Annotated in this window: 13 protein-coding genes; 11 read left to right on the top strand and 2 right to left on the bottom strand. The window is 30.6% G+C overall.

Features of this window, described 5'->3' with window-relative positions; translation table 11 throughout:
- Positions 1-31 precede the first annotated feature (31 nt).
- The 6 genes from IEW75_RS11105 (at position 32) to IEW75_RS11080 (ending at position 7,290) form a co-directional block, all read left to right on the top strand.
- Positions 32-922: a helix-turn-helix domain-containing protein gene (locus IEW75_RS11105; protein WP_134246501.1), complete on the top strand. Its 891-nt coding sequence runs from the start codon at positions 32-34 to the stop codon at positions 920-922.
- A 158-nt stretch (positions 923-1,080) separates the two neighbouring features.
- Positions 1,081-2,118: an efflux RND transporter periplasmic adaptor subunit gene (locus IEW75_RS11100; protein WP_134246500.1), complete on the top strand. Its 1,038-nt coding sequence runs from the start codon at positions 1,081-1,083 to the stop codon at positions 2,116-2,118.
- Between the two features lie 37 nt (positions 2,119-2,155).
- Positions 2,156-5,254 (top strand): efflux RND transporter permease subunit, encoded by a 3,099-nt coding sequence (locus IEW75_RS11095; RefSeq protein ID WP_134246499.1) that lies wholly within the window; start codon positions 2,156-2,158, stop codon positions 5,252-5,254.
- Positions 5,255-5,277: 23 nt separating this feature from the next.
- On the top strand, positions 5,278-6,621 hold the full coding sequence (locus tag IEW75_RS11090; RefSeq protein WP_134246498.1) for a TolC family protein: 1,344 nt from the start codon (positions 5,278-5,280) through the stop codon (positions 6,619-6,621).
- A 62-nt stretch (positions 6,622-6,683) separates the two neighbouring features.
- Positions 6,684-6,938, top strand: a complete 255-nt coding sequence (locus IEW75_RS11085; RefSeq protein ID WP_134246497.1) for a TetR/AcrR family transcriptional regulator — start codon at positions 6,684-6,686, stop codon at positions 6,936-6,938.
- Between the two features lie 16 nt (positions 6,939-6,954).
- Complete coding sequence (locus IEW75_RS11080) at positions 6,955-7,290, top strand: hypothetical protein (protein WP_134246496.1); 336 nt, start codon at positions 6,955-6,957, stop codon at positions 7,288-7,290.
- A gap of 1,055 nt (positions 7,291-8,345) precedes the next feature.
- Here the strand turns inward: IEW75_RS11080 and IEW75_RS11075 are convergent.
- Positions 8,346-8,558, bottom strand: coding sequence for a helix-turn-helix domain-containing protein (locus IEW75_RS11075; protein WP_134246495.1), 213 nt, complete (start codon positions 8,556-8,558; stop codon positions 8,346-8,348).
- Positions 8,559-8,959: 401 nt separating this feature from the next.
- Between IEW75_RS11075 and IEW75_RS11070 the strand changes: the two genes are divergently transcribed.
- The 5 genes from IEW75_RS11070 to IEW75_RS11050 all read left to right on the top strand — a co-directional run bounded on the left by IEW75_RS11070 (position 8,960) and on the right by IEW75_RS11050 (position 14,331).
- Positions 8,960-9,364, top strand: coding sequence for a DUF6943 family protein (locus tag IEW75_RS11070; protein WP_134246494.1), 405 nt, complete (start codon positions 8,960-8,962; stop codon positions 9,362-9,364).
- Between the two features lie 185 nt (positions 9,365-9,549).
- Positions 9,550-10,188: a DUF6266 family protein gene (locus IEW75_RS11065; protein WP_134246493.1), complete on the top strand. Its 639-nt coding sequence runs from the start codon at positions 9,550-9,552 to the stop codon at positions 10,186-10,188.
- 432 nt (positions 10,189-10,620) lie between these two features.
- Positions 10,621-11,772, top strand: coding sequence for a hypothetical protein (locus IEW75_RS11060; protein ID WP_134246492.1), 1,152 nt, complete (start codon positions 10,621-10,623; stop codon positions 11,770-11,772).
- A 67-nt stretch (positions 11,773-11,839) separates the two neighbouring features.
- Entirely contained in the window at positions 11,840-13,465 is a 1,626-nt protein-coding gene (locus tag IEW75_RS11055; protein ID WP_134246491.1) for a BCCT family transporter, read from the top strand.
- An 8-nt stretch (positions 13,466-13,473) separates the two neighbouring features.
- The gene (locus tag IEW75_RS11050) at positions 13,474-14,331 is read left to right on the top strand and encodes a universal stress protein (protein ID WP_134246490.1); all 858 of its coding nucleotides are present in this window, start codon (positions 13,474-13,476) and stop codon (positions 14,329-14,331) included.
- 211 nt (positions 14,332-14,542) lie between these two features.
- Here IEW75_RS11050 and IEW75_RS11045 read toward each other — a convergent pair whose 3' ends face one another.
- Positions 14,543-15,739: a 6-phosphofructokinase gene (locus IEW75_RS11045; RefSeq protein WP_134246489.1), complete on the bottom strand. Its 1,197-nt coding sequence runs from the start codon at positions 15,737-15,739 to the stop codon at positions 14,543-14,545.
- Positions 15,740-16,028 lie beyond the last annotated feature (289 nt).

Here is a 16,028-nt window from a genome sequence, read left to right as displayed (position 1 = left end):
TATATTTGAAATTAAATTATTCAATTTTAAAGTGAAAACCGCACACATTAAAAAACATACCATAAGCGACATTATTGAAATTCTTGGAGAAAATCCACAATATGATGGACTATATATACATATCTCAAAAAATAAATTTAAAGAAAGCCCAATTTCTTACCCTTTTAGATCAGATAATTTTACGTTTATCTGTATTAGTAATGGCGAACTTAACATTCAACTAAACCTACTTAAATATTCAGTTAAAAAAAACGAAGCAATAGTAGTTGTACCTAATTCTGTTGTTCAAGTTTTAGAAATTAGTTCGGAGCTAGAAATTATGACAATTAGTTTTTCATTAGATTTTTTGTTGAAAAATGCTTTTAATAAAACAGATCTTGATGCCCTTAATTTTTTAATGACAAAAAACATTTCTAAATTAATATTAGACAGTCAGGAAATAGCTGTTGTAAAAAATATTTCCCACTTAATAAAAACAAAATTAAACGATAAACTTTTATTTAAAAATGAAATAATCTTGCACGGTTTTAATCTTTTAATGTACGAATTGGCATCCATCTATAAAAAACAAATAAACACTTCTGAACAATCTTTTTCCAGACAAGAAGAATTAACACTTCGTTTTTTTAGAATACTTGAAGATAACTTTAAAAGCGAACGATCTGTTAATTTTTATGCCGATATATTATGCGTTACACCTGGTCATTTATCAAAAGTATTAAAAGAAGTTGCTGGTAAAACAGCTTCGCAATTAATTGATGATGTTGTAATTATGGAAGCCTGTATTTTATTAAATAACCCTTCAATAACCATTGCACAAATAGCCAATGAACTCCAGTTTAGTGACCAATCATTTTTTGGAAAATACTTTAAAAATCAAATTGGAATTTCTCCTTCAAAGTATCGCAACCTAAAAAGTTAAATCTTTAAAAAATACCAATATTTTGTAATATTTATACTTATTTTTTAATTACTCCATTTAAAAATAATTGATTTAGACCAATTATAGCCTTTTTTATCCCTTTTACATACCTGTTTTTCTCATCAATTTTGCCAAAAGAAATTTAAATTAATAGGTATATGTATTTTAAACAGATTATTTTATTACTTACAGTAACAGTTTTAGTTAGCTGTAATAATTCAAAAGAAAATAACGCAATAAACGAAAATAAAGGTGCAAAGCATACCGTTGAGGTATTAAAAATTGAAAACACATCTTTTGATGAACAAATTAATTACAGTGGTTTTATTGAGCCCAAAGTAACTATACCATTAAGTTTTTTAGTTCCGGGAACTGTTGTTGCTGTTCATATTGAAGAAGGTGATAAAGTAAATAAAGGACAAATACTAGCTGAATTAAATAAAACTACCGCAAACAATACTTATCAAGGAACATTGGCAACATTAAATCAGGCAACAGACGCCTACAAACGTTTTAAAGAGGTGTATGATAAAGGAAGTTTACCTGAAATTCAAATGCAGGATATAATTTCAAAATTAGAACAAGCCAAAGCTGCCAATAAAGTTGCTTACCAAAACCTTTCAAATTGTACGTTAAAAGCTACAGAATCAGGATTTATTGGAAGCCGAAACATTGAAGTAGGTTCTAATACCATACCCGGAAATCCTATAATTGATTTAGTTACTTTAAATGAAGTGTATGTAAAAATTGCTGTTCCAGAAAATGAAATCAATAAAATTTCTAAAGGCCAAAAAGCAACGATTGTTATTGCCGCACTAGGCAGTAAAGAGTTTGAAGGTGAAATAAAAAAAGTGGGGGTAATTGCCAATAAATTATCTAAAACGTATGAGGTGAAAATCCTTATTCCTAATAATAATCTATTAATAAAATCGGGAATGGCGTGCGATGTTAACTTAAAAATGCAAGCATCTGAAAGCAGGCTAACAATACCGTATAGAGCTGTTATTAAAGATGAAAACGATAAAAATTATGTATTTAAAGTAAACGTTGAATCTAAAACTGTTTCTAAACAATTTGTTGAACTTGGTACTTTTTCAAACAATCAAATTGAAATTAAATCGGGACTATCAAATGGAGATTTAATAGTTACAGAAGGGCATCACCAATTATTAGAAAATGACCAAGTGAAATTTTAAATTTCTAACAATACTTTAATAACATAATCATATTTATATGAAAAAAGGAATGAATTTTATAGAAGCAACTATGAAACATTATCAAATAGTGGTTTCTATTGTGGTTGTATTAATGATATTGGGTGCAATTGGCTTAAAAAATATGCCCAGACAAGAGTTTCCAGAGTTTACAGTGCGACAAGGAATTGTAGTTGGTGTTTACCCTGGTTTTACATCGCAAGAAGTTGAGGAAAGACTTACTCAAAAAGTGGAAGATTATATTTTTGGATATGAAGAAGTAAATAAAACTAAAACTTATTCGCATTCAAAAGAAGGGCAAATGATTATTTATGTTGAATTAAATTCAAATGTAAAAAATGCCGATAAATTTTGGACAAAATTACGCCACGGATTAAATGAATTACAAGTGCCAAATGGGGTTTTAGCACTTATTGGCACAAACGATTTTGGTGATACTTCTGCGCTATTAATTACCATGTCTTCCGATCAAAAAACGTATCGAGAGTTAGGTGAAATTATGAAAAATTTAGAGGCTGAAGTAAGAAAAATCCCCGCTGTTTCAAAAATAAAATCTTTTGGAGAGCAAAAGGAAGAAATCTATGTATACATAAAACCTGAAAAACTAAAACAATTTAACTTAAAACCAACCACAGTTTTAGCCTCATTTCAATTACAAGAATCTATTAATTTTTCTGGAACTTTAGATAATAGCGACTTAGAATTACCGATACATTTACCCCCAAGATTTGAATCTGTAGAAGATTTAGAAGAACAGATAGTGTATTCAGATCCTCTTGGAAATATCATTCGTTTAAAAGATGTTGCCTATATAGAAAAACGCTATGAAAAATCAGAGAACTATATAAGAAATAACGGCGCAAATGCTTTACTACTTTCGTTAGAAATGCAAAAAGGTAATAATATTGTACATTTTGGCGAAGACGTTCAAGAGGTGCTCTCAAAATTTTTAAAAAATACAGATAGTGATGTTAAATTAAACACCATATCAAATTTACCTGAAGTTGTTGATGATTCTATTTCTCATTTTTTAATGGAATTTATGATTGCTATTATTGCGGTAATTATTGTTACAATGCTATTATTACCTTTTAGGGTAGCAGCCGTAGCAGCAGTTTCAATCCCAATTTCTATTTTAATAACTATTGGAATTATGCAAATGGCAGGGCTGCAATTACACATAGTAACTTTGGCAGCTTTAATTGTAGTGCTAGGTATGGTGGTAGATAATGCTATTGTTGTAATAGATAGCCACGTTGAAAAATTAGACCACGGAGACACTCCTTGGAATGCAGCGTGGAAAGCAGCCACAGAATTATTCATACCTGTTTTAACAGCTTCTGCAGCAATATGCGCCGCGTTCTTCCCTCTATTATTTTTCTTAACAGGAATTGCAGATGATTTTGTTGGAAGCTTACCTGTAACTATTGGCATTGCTCTAACTGTATCAATGCTAGTAGCTGTATTATTAGTGCCTTTTATGTGTTTCGTATTTATTAAAAAAGGACTGCATCAAGAATCAAAAAGTGATGAATCTACTCAAAAGAAAAGTTTATTAGATCGTGTCCAAAATGTATTTGATAATGCCCTTTCATTTTGTTTTAGAAATCCAAAATTAACAATATTAGGAGGTGTTTTATCCATAGTTTTTGGAGTACTTTTTTTAATGAATGTTGATCAAAAATTGTTTCCAGAAATGGAAAGAAAACAATTTGCTATAGAAGTGTATTTACCTGAAGGAGCTTCCATAAAAAAAACAGAAAATGTAATTGACAGTTTAGAAACTATATTAAGTAAAGACAAACGTATTACAAATATTGCAAGCTTTATAGGAAATGGATCACCAAGATTTAATGCCTTATATGCACCACATTTACCTGCAAAAAATTATGGACAATTATTGCTAAATACAACCTCAAACGAGGCAACAATTGCTATTATTAATGAATACAGCGCAAAGTATAAAAATGCCTTTCCAACAGCTCATGTGAAATGGAAACAATTAGCAATGGAAGATTTTAAAGCGCCTATTGAAGTTAGAATTGCATCAAATAATAGTAGAGATTTAAAAACAGTTGGAAATCAAGTTACAGCTATTTTAAAAGCAACTAAAAATATAGATTGGGTAAGAAGTGATTGGAACGAAAAAAGACAAGGAATTTCTGTAGAATTATATAAACATAAGGCAAATCAGTTAGGGTATGCAAAATCGTTAGTCGCTTCATCATTATTAATTTCATTAGATGGTATGCCATTAACAACCGTTTGGGAAGAAGATTACCCTATTAGTGTTATGCTTTCAAAAGAAGATTATCAAAAAAATAGTATTGATGATTTAGAAAACCAATATGTTACATCTCCTTTAACACTAGAAACCTTACCATTACGTGCAATAGGTGAATTAAAACCAGAATGGACAGAAGGAACTATTGTTAGAAGAAATGGAGTGCGAACCAATACCATTTTAGGAGATATAGTAAGAGGTGGTGTAGCAAATACCATTTTTAGTGATGTAAGACCTTTAATTGATGCGCTAGAATTACCTGAAGGAACTTCCATTTCTTATGGAGGAGACTATGAAGCAACACTTGATAACTTTATTCCAATGTCATATTCTTTGGGTGTAAGTATCATTATAATATTCTTTATTCTAATGTTTCAATTTAAAACCGTACGCAAATCATTATTAATAATGTCAACAATGCTTTTAAGTATTTTTGGTGCAGGTTTAGGATTGTGGCTAATGAATTATCCTTTTAGTTTAACAGCTTTTATCGGAGTAATGGGGCTAGTTGGTATTGTGGTTAGAAACGGAATTATACTTATAGATTACGCAAGCCATTTGGTTCATTCTCAAAATATGTCGTACAAAGAAGCTGGTTTAGCAGCTGGTAAACGCAGAATGCGTCCTATTTTTCTTACTTCTTTAGCTGCAGCTGTTGGTGTAATACCAATGATTCTAAGTGGTTCGCCATTATGGGGGCCTCTAGGAACAGTAATATGTTTCGGGTTACTAACAGGTATGGTATTAACCTTATTGGTCTTACCAGTATTATATTGGAAATCTGTAGGAGCTGCTGAAGAAAGAAAAGCAGCAAAAGCATTAAACGTTAATTAATAATTTTTTGAAAAAAGAATAAAATGAAAAAATTAAGTATAATAATTACACTGTTGTTTTTTAGTATCGCCTCAATTGGGCAAACAATTACACTAAACACTTGTAAAGAATTGGCGATTGAAAACAATAAGCGTTTAAAAGAATCGCAATTAAAGCTAGACGCTTCAGAAAAAATAAAAAAGAATGCTTTTACCAAATATTTTCCAACAGTAAGTGCCTCTGCAACCGCATTTAAATCGTCCAAAAACTTTTTAGATATAAAAACAGAAGCAATGGATTTACCAGTGTACGATGGGAATCTTGCCAATTTAGGTACAGCTACACAATTTGCTTATGTGCCCCCAATTAGTATTCAAACATTAGATTATGCCAATACAGCTATGGTTACAGCAGTACAGCCATTGTATACAGGTGGTCGTATTAGAACAGGAAAGAAATTGGCTGAATTAAATGGAGAGGTTACCCAATCTAAATACAATTTAACCAAATCTGAAATATTGGTAACTACCGAAGATTATTATTGGAATTTAGTTGCCTTAAATGAAAAAACAATAACTCTTAAAAACTATGAAAAACTCTTAAAAGAACTACTAAAAGAAGTTGGTGATTTTTATGATGCGGGCTTAGTTAAAAAAAGTGATTTGTTAAAAGTGCAATTAGAACTAAATAAAGTGGAGGGAAATAAATTAAAACTTACTAACGGAACCGATATTTTAAAAATGGCGTTTTCTCAACATTTAGGAATACCACATACTGAAAACTTTAATGTACAAGATTCTTTAACAACCATAGTGCCTCCTCAAAACTATTATGCAGAAACTGGTTCAGCATTACAAAATAGAGAAGAATTTAAAATGCTAAACAAAGCTGTTGAAGCTGAAGAATTGCAAAAGAAAATGACAAACGGAGAATTGTTGCCCCAATTAGCTGTGGGTGTTGGTGGAATGTATTTAGATATGATTGATCAGGATAATACCTACGGATTAGCTTTTGCAACGGTATCTATTCCAATTTCAGATTGGTGGGGAGGCACTTACAAAAAACAAGAACATAAAATTAAAATTGATATTGCCAAAAATAATTTAGCCCAAAATTCTGAATTATTACAATTGCAAATGTCTAAAGCTTATAAGGATTTAACGGAAGGTTATAAACAAATTGATATTGCACAAACATCTGTAAATCAAGCTGTAGAATATCAAAAAGAAATGGAAGATAATTACGATGCAGGCTTAACCAGTTTATCAGATTTATTGGAAGCCAGAGCCATAACCCAAGAAGCTAAAGATGCAATTATAGATTCAAAAACAAAATATAAAATAACAATTGCAAAATATATACAGGCTATTGGTGAAACTCAATATTAATTTAATTAAAACCTTTTATAAATAGCAATATAGCTTAATAATGTATTAAACAATCCCTTAAAATGGAAAATAAAAAAGTAGTTCTAATAGAAAAATCCACAGAATTATTTCTCGCATATGGAATACAACATGTATCAATGGATGATATTGCTGATAAATGTGGTATTTCAAAAAAAACTATTTATAAATTTTTTGAGAATAAAAACGATTTATTACTTCACATTATTACAATAATAAATAAAAAAACTAAAGCAAATTTTAAAAATATATCCAAAAAAGCATTCCAATTCAGTAAAAGTGTTATATACACTTTTTGAAGATATTAAGTTTATAATGAATAAAATATCTCCAATTTTATTTATAGAAATAAAAAAGCATTATCCAAATATTTTTATAGAAATATTAAAAATAAAAACCTACACTTTATTGCCTTTTATTTCTGAAAATATTAAACAAGGTAAAGAAGAAAAATTATACAAAAATAACTTAAAAGCTACGGATTTATGTAAATCATATGATACAATGTTTAATATGATTTTCATGAATTATTACAATAATTCTAAAAGTGAACAACAAACATCTATATCTTTTTTAAACAATCTTTTTCTACATCGCTTAGTTACTACAAAAGGCTTAGAAGAATTAAATAAATTATATCATAAAAATTAAAATCTAAACCTTTTTATTTCACTTTTATTTTGTTACTATTATATAATTCAAATAAACATTTACAGCAGTATTTTTCAATCATTATGTCACCCTGCATTTGTTTCAAGGCCTCAACAATTACAGTTTATATCACTTTAGAATGAAACTAAAAATACAGCTTTCAATTCCGCTCAGTAAGAACTTGCTAAAAAAGCAAGCACTTACTCTTTGCCTTTGCGCTCTCTGAAATTCGTTTCCATTAGGATATACAGAACAAATCACAAACATTCGTGCAGGTAATAAGGTCTTCGTCATTTATTCCATTTCGTTCCATAAAATACAATTAAAAACACTCCTTTGTCGCATTTGTACTTGCCGTTCGTTGCACTACAATTTGTGCTCCAGTGGGTGCTCATTGCAGCGCACTCACTTATTTTATTTCACACACTACACGCATTCCTCACCCACAGCTACTTTTGTACCCAAACCCTTTAATGTTTTGCTACGCAAATCTTTTTATTGGGTACAACCGCTGTTTCATAATTTGGCTCGCCTGCTGCTCACTTCGGGCTAAAAAAGGGTGTCACAGTTTTGAAAAGCAGCCATTTTGCATATAAAATAACCGTTGCAAGTAACCACCTAATTTATTTGATTTAATAATCATTCAACAATAAAATAACATTCAACAAATAAGCATACAACGGATTATTACATATTGCAAACGCACACAAGAGCAACGCATTCAATCAGCTATTTCAGCCATCCCTCCTGCAGTTGTAGTAGCCATAGTTATCCTTTCCCTCAAATTCCTTAAACTCCTCAAATTCCTTAGCCTAAATAAGTCAGTACAACTTTAAGCTACACAACCGCAAACCATCCTTCAATAGCTTCAATCAATTGTTGCCCTTGTTTTTCCAATAGCTTCAAAAACTCCGCCACCCTTGCGTGTACCACGTAGTTGTTGCACGCACTTATGCCGAAAAGGCAACGTGCTTTTGCCCCAACACCCTATGTTCGAACTCGCTGGCGGCTCGCCTAAATGCTATCGCATTTGAGCTCTCGATTACCTGTTTAAACTAACATTTTTTCTTTGCAAGATAATTATCTACATCATTTTGAATTTCATCAACAGTTTTGATTTTTTGTTTTAATAACCACTCGTCAATCTCCATTTTACTAAAATATAATCTCTTACCTCTTTTTAAATGTGGTATTTCTCGTGAACTCGTCAATTTATAAATAAGACTTTTAGACATACTTGCATAATCAGCCAATTGCTGTAAAGTCATTATTTCAGCAACACCTAAAGATTCAGGTTGATGAATAATTTTAGATTCTATATTAATTAATCAATCTTCTTTCAATTGCTATTAGTTTTTCAATGATAATTTCAAAAGGATTTTCCATACTATTATAATTTAGGTTCAAATAAAAAATAAAAAAAGATAGCAAAAGTACGCAGTTTCCTTCTCCAGCCTCAAAAGGCTATAAAGGTCAAGCCCTACGGGTTTTGAAAAAAATCTCCACCTCACTAAAGTTCGTCTCCGTTTTTTAATAAAAACACAGGTTGTATTTTTCTCAAAAACCTTGACAGCCTTAGCCACACTGCCTAAAATTACAGCTTTCTTTTTTTATTTTCTTTTAAAATTATGTGCGAAGCGCAGCGAAGCATAACTTTAATTGCGTACCTATGTCAACTTTTGAAATCAAAACCTATCGAAGCGGAAGAACCTATAATTTACCGCACTTTTTTATTTTATCTAAAGGCTTAAACAGTGGAAAACCGATGAACAAACCCTGTCCGAATTGTTTTGTAATTACAACCCATTCAGAAGACGCCCGGGAATCATTATTCTACCTTTGTTTATCCCTTAAAATTGGTAGATTTTTCGGTTATTATTTAAAAGGAAGTGTTATTCCTTTTATCTGCATTTCAGATGCTAAAAAAGTAATTAATGAAGCTTTAAAAAGCAATCAAAAACAACAATGGATTTTAAAAGTTGAGAAACTAAAAAAAATTAATGCTTTTGAAGAAAACTTAAAAATGCAACTTCAAACAATTCAAAAACTAAAATTAGCCCTACTGACAACTTAACAATTTACAAGAGTCTATTATTATACAACTCTAATAAAAGAGCAAAAGAATGCAATACAATGAAACAGAAACAGATATGAAAGTATTGCATACTTATTGCCATATATTACACGGAAACGGAAAGACTTCAGGCCAAAGTCGTACCAAGTCCGAATAAAATTTTGTTTAATTTAATATATAAAAAAATGGGTAAAATAGCTCAAGGTATTTTAGGAGGTTTATCTGGTAAAGTAGGTAATATCATTGGTGGTAGTTGGAAAGGAATTGACTACATCAGAATCAAGCCATCAAGCGTGGCAAATCCAAGAACAGTAGGACAAGTAAATCAAAGAAACAAGTTTTCTGCTACATTAGAATTTTTACAACCAAATAAGGATTTTCTTAATGTTGGTTATAAGAATTTCGCAATTAAGAAAACAGCATTTAATGCTGCAATGTCTGAAATATTGGCAAATGCAATTACAGGGGTAGCTCCTGATTTTACAGTAGATTATGAAAATGCATTATTGAGTAAGGGAACATTACCAGGTGTTTTAGATCCTGCGGCTTCATATACAACTCCTGGTCAAGTAGGGTTTAGTTGGACAGACAATTCAACAGGAATAAATGCCCTAGAAACAGATAAAGCTATGTTATTAGTATATAACCCTGCTAAAAAAGAATCTGTAGCAAATATGGTTGGTTCTACAAGAGTAGATGAAGGTTTTTCATTAGCTGTACCAGCTAATTATGCAGGTGATTTACTTTATACATATATTGCTTTTGTTTCAATAGATGGTAAAGTTTCAAACAGTAGTTATATTAGTTCTGGTGTTGTGTCTTAGTTTTAAAATCTAAAAAACTATTTTTAAAACCGTTGCATTAATTTGTAGCGGTTTTTTATGCGTGAATATTTTAACTATTTACCGTTAAGAAAGTCATCCCTATTAATTATCTTTATTTACCCTCAATTAACACTTGTTAAACTATAATTGTTGCCTATTTGTTGCCAAATACACTACAAGCCTTATTAAATAGGCTAATTACATATTGTATCGGAAAGTAACAAGGTTATTGATATATCTTAAACTTATCGAATAAATTTAGATCCTAAAAAATTGAGGTTCTTTTATATTTGACTTATCTTTGCAAAAATTACTACGTACTAGTACGTTCCTTTTCACATCACAACCTCTTGTTATATAAATTCAATATTAACTTTTATTTGTTAATTTCAGTTTTTTTTGTTTTTATCACTATTTTATTAAAATAATTATATGTTAAAAAAAATTACTTGTTTGCAATTCTCAAAAACTTTTTACCTTACAGTGTTAGCATTGTTAATGGTATTTTCTATAATGGCACAGGAAAAACCAGAAGTCAAAATTGGTGGAGCATTGCGTTTCAATTATAATTTATCTTCCTGGAAAGAAGGCCAAAAAAAACGTGGTGGTGATTTTGGATATGATATGTTTAGAATAAATACCAAAGCTGCTTATAAAGGACTATTTCTAAATGCAGAATACAGAATGTATGCTGATGGGTTTGGAGGTGGTTTTCTAAAGCAGGGTTGGGTAGGTTACAATTTTAATGAACTAGAACAAATTCATATTGGTTTAACTCAGGTTCCTTTTGGTATTCAACAATATAACTCTCATAACTGGTTTTTCAACCTAACCTATTATGTAGGAATGGAGGATGATCACGATATGGGTGTGAAATACTTGCATACAGGAGAAAAATTTGAATATCAATTTGCATTCTTTAAAAATGCTGAAGAATTAAGATTTGGCAACAACACTGAAACTTCTCCAAACCGATATTCTTATGATATCGCTGGAAGAGACAAAGAAATAAATCAATTAAACGGAAAATTTGTTTATAAGTTTGGAAAAGAATCTTTAAGCAGATTGGGTGTTTCTTTAGAATATGGTGGTCTATATAATCTTGACACAGAAGAAATGGGAGATCACGCTGCTTTTGCTGCTCATTACGAAATAACCAAGGGAAAATGGAATGGAAAAGCACAATTTATTACTGCTTCTTATAACCCGAAGAAAACAGAAGGAGAATCAACAGATGTAGTAACTATGGCTGCCTACGGAGCTCCTTATGAAGTTGCAGCCGATTTTAATTTGTACTCTTTGGCGATTTCTAGAAATGTTGCTGTAGAAAAGGGACCTGTATCAAATTTACAATTTTATAATAATTTTGCTTTTATGCAAAAAAAAGCTTCTGGTTTTACAGATTCTTATATGAATGTAACCGGAGTTTTAATCTCTGCAGGAAGTGTATATACGTATATTGATTACGCCGCTGGATACAATCATTCTTGGTTAGGGGGAAATTTTGTAGATGATTTCTCAAAAGGAAATGCAGATGTTGAATGGGAAGCAAGGTTTAACATTAATATTGGTTACTATTTTTAAAATTCATATAATAAGGAGAATTTCAAACTCTCATAAAAATTAATTTACATTAAAAATATCATATTTTATGGCTAAGAAGATAATAAGAAGTGATGAAAAAAAATCCATTTTTGGGTTGAACGTAAATGGTCCTGTATTCTTTACCTCAGCAATTACTATAATCATTATCATTACTTTAACACTGATGTTTAAAGATAGAACAGAACAATATTTTACAACAATTCAGAATTTTGTATCAAACAAAGCGGGTTGGTTTTTTATATTAAGTATAAATGTATTTCTAATATTTATGATTTATCTGGCCTTCAGTAAATTTGGAAATTTAAGAATTGGAGGACAAAGCGCGAAACCCGAATTTAAAACAATTTCATGGTTTGCAATGTTATTTAGTGCGGGAATGGGAATTGGATTGTTGTTTTGGAGTATTTCAGAACCAATTTACCATTTTCTAAGTCCACCAATGGCAAAAGGTGGAACTGCTGAGGCAGCCAAGGAATCTATGAGATTTACCTTTCTACATTGGGGTTTCCACGCTTGGTCAGTGTATGCGTTAGTAGGGTTATCACTGGCATATTTCACTTATTCTCGTGGGCTTCCCCTAACTATCAGATCAATTTTTTATCCTTTTTTAGGAGATAGAATTTACGGAAAAATTGGAGATGCAATAGATATCTTCGCAGTACTAGCCACTTTATTTGGTCTTGCTACATCTTTAGGAATGGGCGTACAACAAATTGGGGCTGGATTAAATCACCTCTTTCAAATAGACGGCAGTGTACAAACTCAAATTATATTAATTATTGGTATAACCTTAGTTGCCACTATTTCAGTAGTTTTAGGAGTAGATAAAGGGGTAAGAGTTTTGAGTGAATGGAATATGAGAATTGCGGTACTATTTCTCTTGGTAGTATTAATATTAGGACCAACTATCTTTATTTTTAAATCATTCATACAAAATACAGGAAGTTATTTCTCTGGTTTTCTAGAAATTGCAACTTGGACAGAAAGTTATACTGGTTCTAATTGGCAAAATGCCTGGACAATTTTTTATTGGGGATGGTGGATTGCCTGGTCTCCTTTTGTAGGGATGTTTATAGCCCGTATCTCTAAAGGACGAACTGTGAGAGAGTTTATTTTAGGCGTTTTAATAGCACCTTCCATTGTAACTTTTTTTTGGATTTCCACTTTTGGAAGCACAGCAATACATGAAGCTCTTCTTGGAAATGAAACAATTGTAGAAGCAGTAAATAATAATATTGCTACTGCTCTATTTGTGTTTTTAGAAGATTATCCTTTTGCATTTATTCTTAATATTATTGCTATAATTTTGATTTCAGGATTCTTTATAACTTCTTCAGATTCTGGATCTTTGGTGGTAGATAACTTAACCTCCGGAGGTAAACTAGATGCGCCAGTAGGTCAAAGAGTTTTTTGGGCCTTTGCAGAAGGTGGTATTGCTGCGGTTCTTTTAATAGGCGGTGGTTTACAAGCGCTTCAAACAGCTACTATTGTTACAGGATTACCCTTTGCCATAATCTTAATAATTATGTGTTTTTCTCTATATAAAGGTTTGAATGAAGACCTTCGAAAACTAAAAAAGCGAGAAACTCAAAAAGAACTAGAAAATTACGAAGAAATTGTTTCTACCATAGTTAAAAAACGAAATATTAATCAGCAAAACAACATTAAATAATCCTTATAATGACAGAAATAAAAAACATTCTAGTTGCCTTAGATCTTTCAGGTATAGACACTACTTTAATTGAGTATGCATCATTTATAGCCGAAACTCTTAAGGTTGAAAAAGTTTATTTTGTACACAATATCAAAAAATATGAGATTTCAGAATTATTTGAAGAACAATTAAGGGATATTAACCTTGATGAAATAATTGGAGATGAGTTAAACGAAAAAGTAGAAGAAAAATTTACTTCTTCAGTAGAATGGGAAGTTCTTATTTCTGAAGATCCTTATTCTGAATCCCTTATTAATTATATTGTAAACAAATATAAAATTCAACTTGCTTTAATTGGAAATAAAAATGGTTTAAAAGGTTCTGGAGCAGTTAGCGGAAAATTACTACGTCTACTTAAATGTAATATTTTGTCTATTCCCAAAAATGCGAAACCAGCTATTAGTAATATTTGGGCCGGAACAGATTTTTCAAATGCTTCAAAGAAGGTTTTTGAAGTTGCTAAAAGTATACAGAAAGCTACTGATGCCCAAGTAAAAGCAGTACACGTTTACAGTGTGCCAATTCAATTCTCACCTTACATTCCAAAAGAACATCTTGATTTGAAGATAGAAAATCATTTAAAAGAAAAATATAACAAATTCATTAAAAAAATTGGATACAAAGGTGAATTATCTTCAGAAATTATTCCGGGAAGAGAGAACGGAGTAGCAAATAAACTAAGTTACAAAGCAGAAATTGCTAAAGCAGACCTTTTGATTGTTGGAGACAAAGGAGGAAATACATTCTCTTCTTTAATTGTAGGAAGCGTTACTGAGGAGCTTTTTAATCAAGACTTGGAATTGCCTTTATGGATTGCAAAATAAAAATCTGAAAAATAAAAATTGAAGATAAAACTATAAACAAAACCCATAACTCCAATATTTTGAGAAATAGGTTTTACATAAAGTATGAACCTTTCTTCGACCTAGTATCTAAGGAAATAAAAATTGATAATCAAATAAAAAACCTTGCAGAATTGATAATTAACAATTTTACAAGGTTTTTTTAAAATTATAAAAACGGAATAATTAAAAATTAATCGCTTGTCATAATAAATAGCGGATTCATTTCAAAACTATTATATGTTGGGCAAAGTCTATCTGTATTATAAAACTTTTCAATATTTACAACTTTAGATTCTCCAGTAACAACATCAATAGGAACATTGTCATAACGTCCATTTTTTAATACTACCAATCTACCATGCACACCTTTTAAAACTAAATCTAAAGCTAAATTTCCATAAGCCATAGGCACAATAGAATCAATAGCGTCTGGATCACCACCTCTAACTAAATATCCTAATTTTTGATTGATTACATTTACTTTTTTACCATTGTTGTATTTTGGCGATAATTCTTTTAAACGCTGAGAAACTAATTCTCCTATACCTCCAAGTTTTGCATGTCCAAACTGATCCTTTTCACCATCTTTAAACACCATTTCTCCTCCTTCAAACATAGCGCCTTCTGAAACTAACACCACAGAATATTTACTTGGATTTTCATTTCTATCTTCCATTAACCTTTCTGTAAGCTTATCTATACTAAACTTAAATTCTGGAATTACACAACGGTTTGCGGCTCCTGCCATTGTTGGTAACATTGCTGTATAACCTGCATACCTACCGAATACTTCTAACACTAAAAATCGCTCATGAGAGCCAGCAGAAGTTCTTAAAGTATTGGTCATATTTATAGTTCTAGTAATACACGTACTAAAACCTATACAATAATCTGTTCCAGGAACATCATTATCCATAGTTTTAGGAATTGCAACAACTTTTACACCTTCCTTATACAATCTAACAGCATAACTTAAAGTATCATCGCCTCCAATTGGAATTAAATAATCTACACCCAAATAGTTTAAATTGTCTAAAACAACTTTCGTTAAATCATTATATTCTTCTTTATAGGTATCTTGTAAATGCTTAGGAACGTTTGCTTTTGGTAAATGACTTGGACGTGTTCTTGAACTATGTAAAAAAGTACCACCTGTACGTCCTGCTCTATTTACAATAATTTGTGTAAGTTCTACAAAATTATTGCTGTTATCAACTTTTTTATCTTGTATAAGTTCTACAATTCCTGCCCATCCCCTTCGTAAACCAATAACTCTATAACCTTCACGTATTGCACGAATTGTTATTGCTCTAATTGCAGGATTTAAACCAGGAACATCTCCGCCTCCAGTTAATATCGCAATTGTACCTTTAATTGTTTTTGCCATAGTATTTTATATTTAAGTAAATTTTTTATGAATTATTTTTATGAATTATTTTTCAATCTAATTTTTTTTACAATACTTAAAAATCACAACATCAAAAAGTATTACCTTTAATAGATACACTTCCAAATTTACATTTTTTATTCAAAAATATCATACTAATATATCCTAAATTTTTTATATAAGACTTTACCAAATAACTGGTAACATGGTTTAATTTTAAAATTTCAACATTTTTTAAATTCATTAAAAATTTTATATATTTTTAGTATATTAGCTAAAAATATTAGCA

It is taken from the genome of Lutibacter litoralis, from assembly GCF_014646675.1.
GTDB classification, from domain to species: Bacteria; Bacteroidota; Bacteroidia; order Flavobacteriales; family Flavobacteriaceae; genus Lutibacter; species Lutibacter litoralis.
The sequence above is the reverse complement of the archived record's forward strand: the minus strand, read 5'-3'. Positions and strand labels throughout refer to the sequence as shown.

What these genes read in the sequence shown, in the direction of transcription:
- IEW75_RS11100 (WP_134246500.1), top strand. Translation starts at nt 1,081, where the DNA reads ATGTATTTTAAACAGATTATTTTATTACTTACAGTAACAGTTTTAGTT.
- IEW75_RS11095 (WP_134246499.1), top strand. Translation starts at nt 2,156, where the DNA reads ATGAAAAAAGGAATGAATTTTATAGAAGCAACTATGAAACATTATCAA.
- IEW75_RS11090 (WP_134246498.1), top strand. Translation starts at nt 5,278, where the DNA reads ATGAAAAAATTAAGTATAATAATTACACTGTTGTTTTTTAGTATCGCC.
- IEW75_RS11085 (WP_134246497.1), top strand. Translation starts at nt 6,684, where the DNA reads ATGGAAAATAAAAAAGTAGTTCTAATAGAAAAATCCACAGAATTATTT.
- IEW75_RS11080 (WP_134246496.1), top strand. Translation starts at nt 6,955, where the DNA reads ATGAATAAAATATCTCCAATTTTATTTATAGAAATAAAAAAGCATTAT.
- IEW75_RS11075 (WP_134246495.1), bottom strand. Translation starts at nt 8,558, where the DNA reads ATGACTTTACAGCAATTGGCTGATTATGCAAGTATGTCTAAAAGTCTT.
- IEW75_RS11070 (WP_134246494.1), top strand. Translation starts at nt 8,960, where the DNA reads ATGTCAACTTTTGAAATCAAAACCTATCGAAGCGGAAGAACCTATAAT.
- IEW75_RS11065 (WP_134246493.1), top strand. Translation starts at nt 9,550, where the DNA reads ATGGGTAAAATAGCTCAAGGTATTTTAGGAGGTTTATCTGGTAAAGTA.
- IEW75_RS11060 (WP_134246492.1), top strand. Translation starts at nt 10,621, where the DNA reads ATGTTAAAAAAAATTACTTGTTTGCAATTCTCAAAAACTTTTTACCTT.
- IEW75_RS11055 (WP_134246491.1), top strand. Translation starts at nt 11,840, where the DNA reads ATGGCTAAGAAGATAATAAGAAGTGATGAAAAAAAATCCATTTTTGGG.
- IEW75_RS11050 (WP_134246490.1), top strand. Translation starts at nt 13,474, where the DNA reads ATGACAGAAATAAAAAACATTCTAGTTGCCTTAGATCTTTCAGGTATA.
- IEW75_RS11045 (WP_134246489.1), bottom strand. Translation starts at nt 15,739, where the DNA reads ATGGCAAAAACAATTAAAGGTACAATTGCGATATTAACTGGAGGCGGA.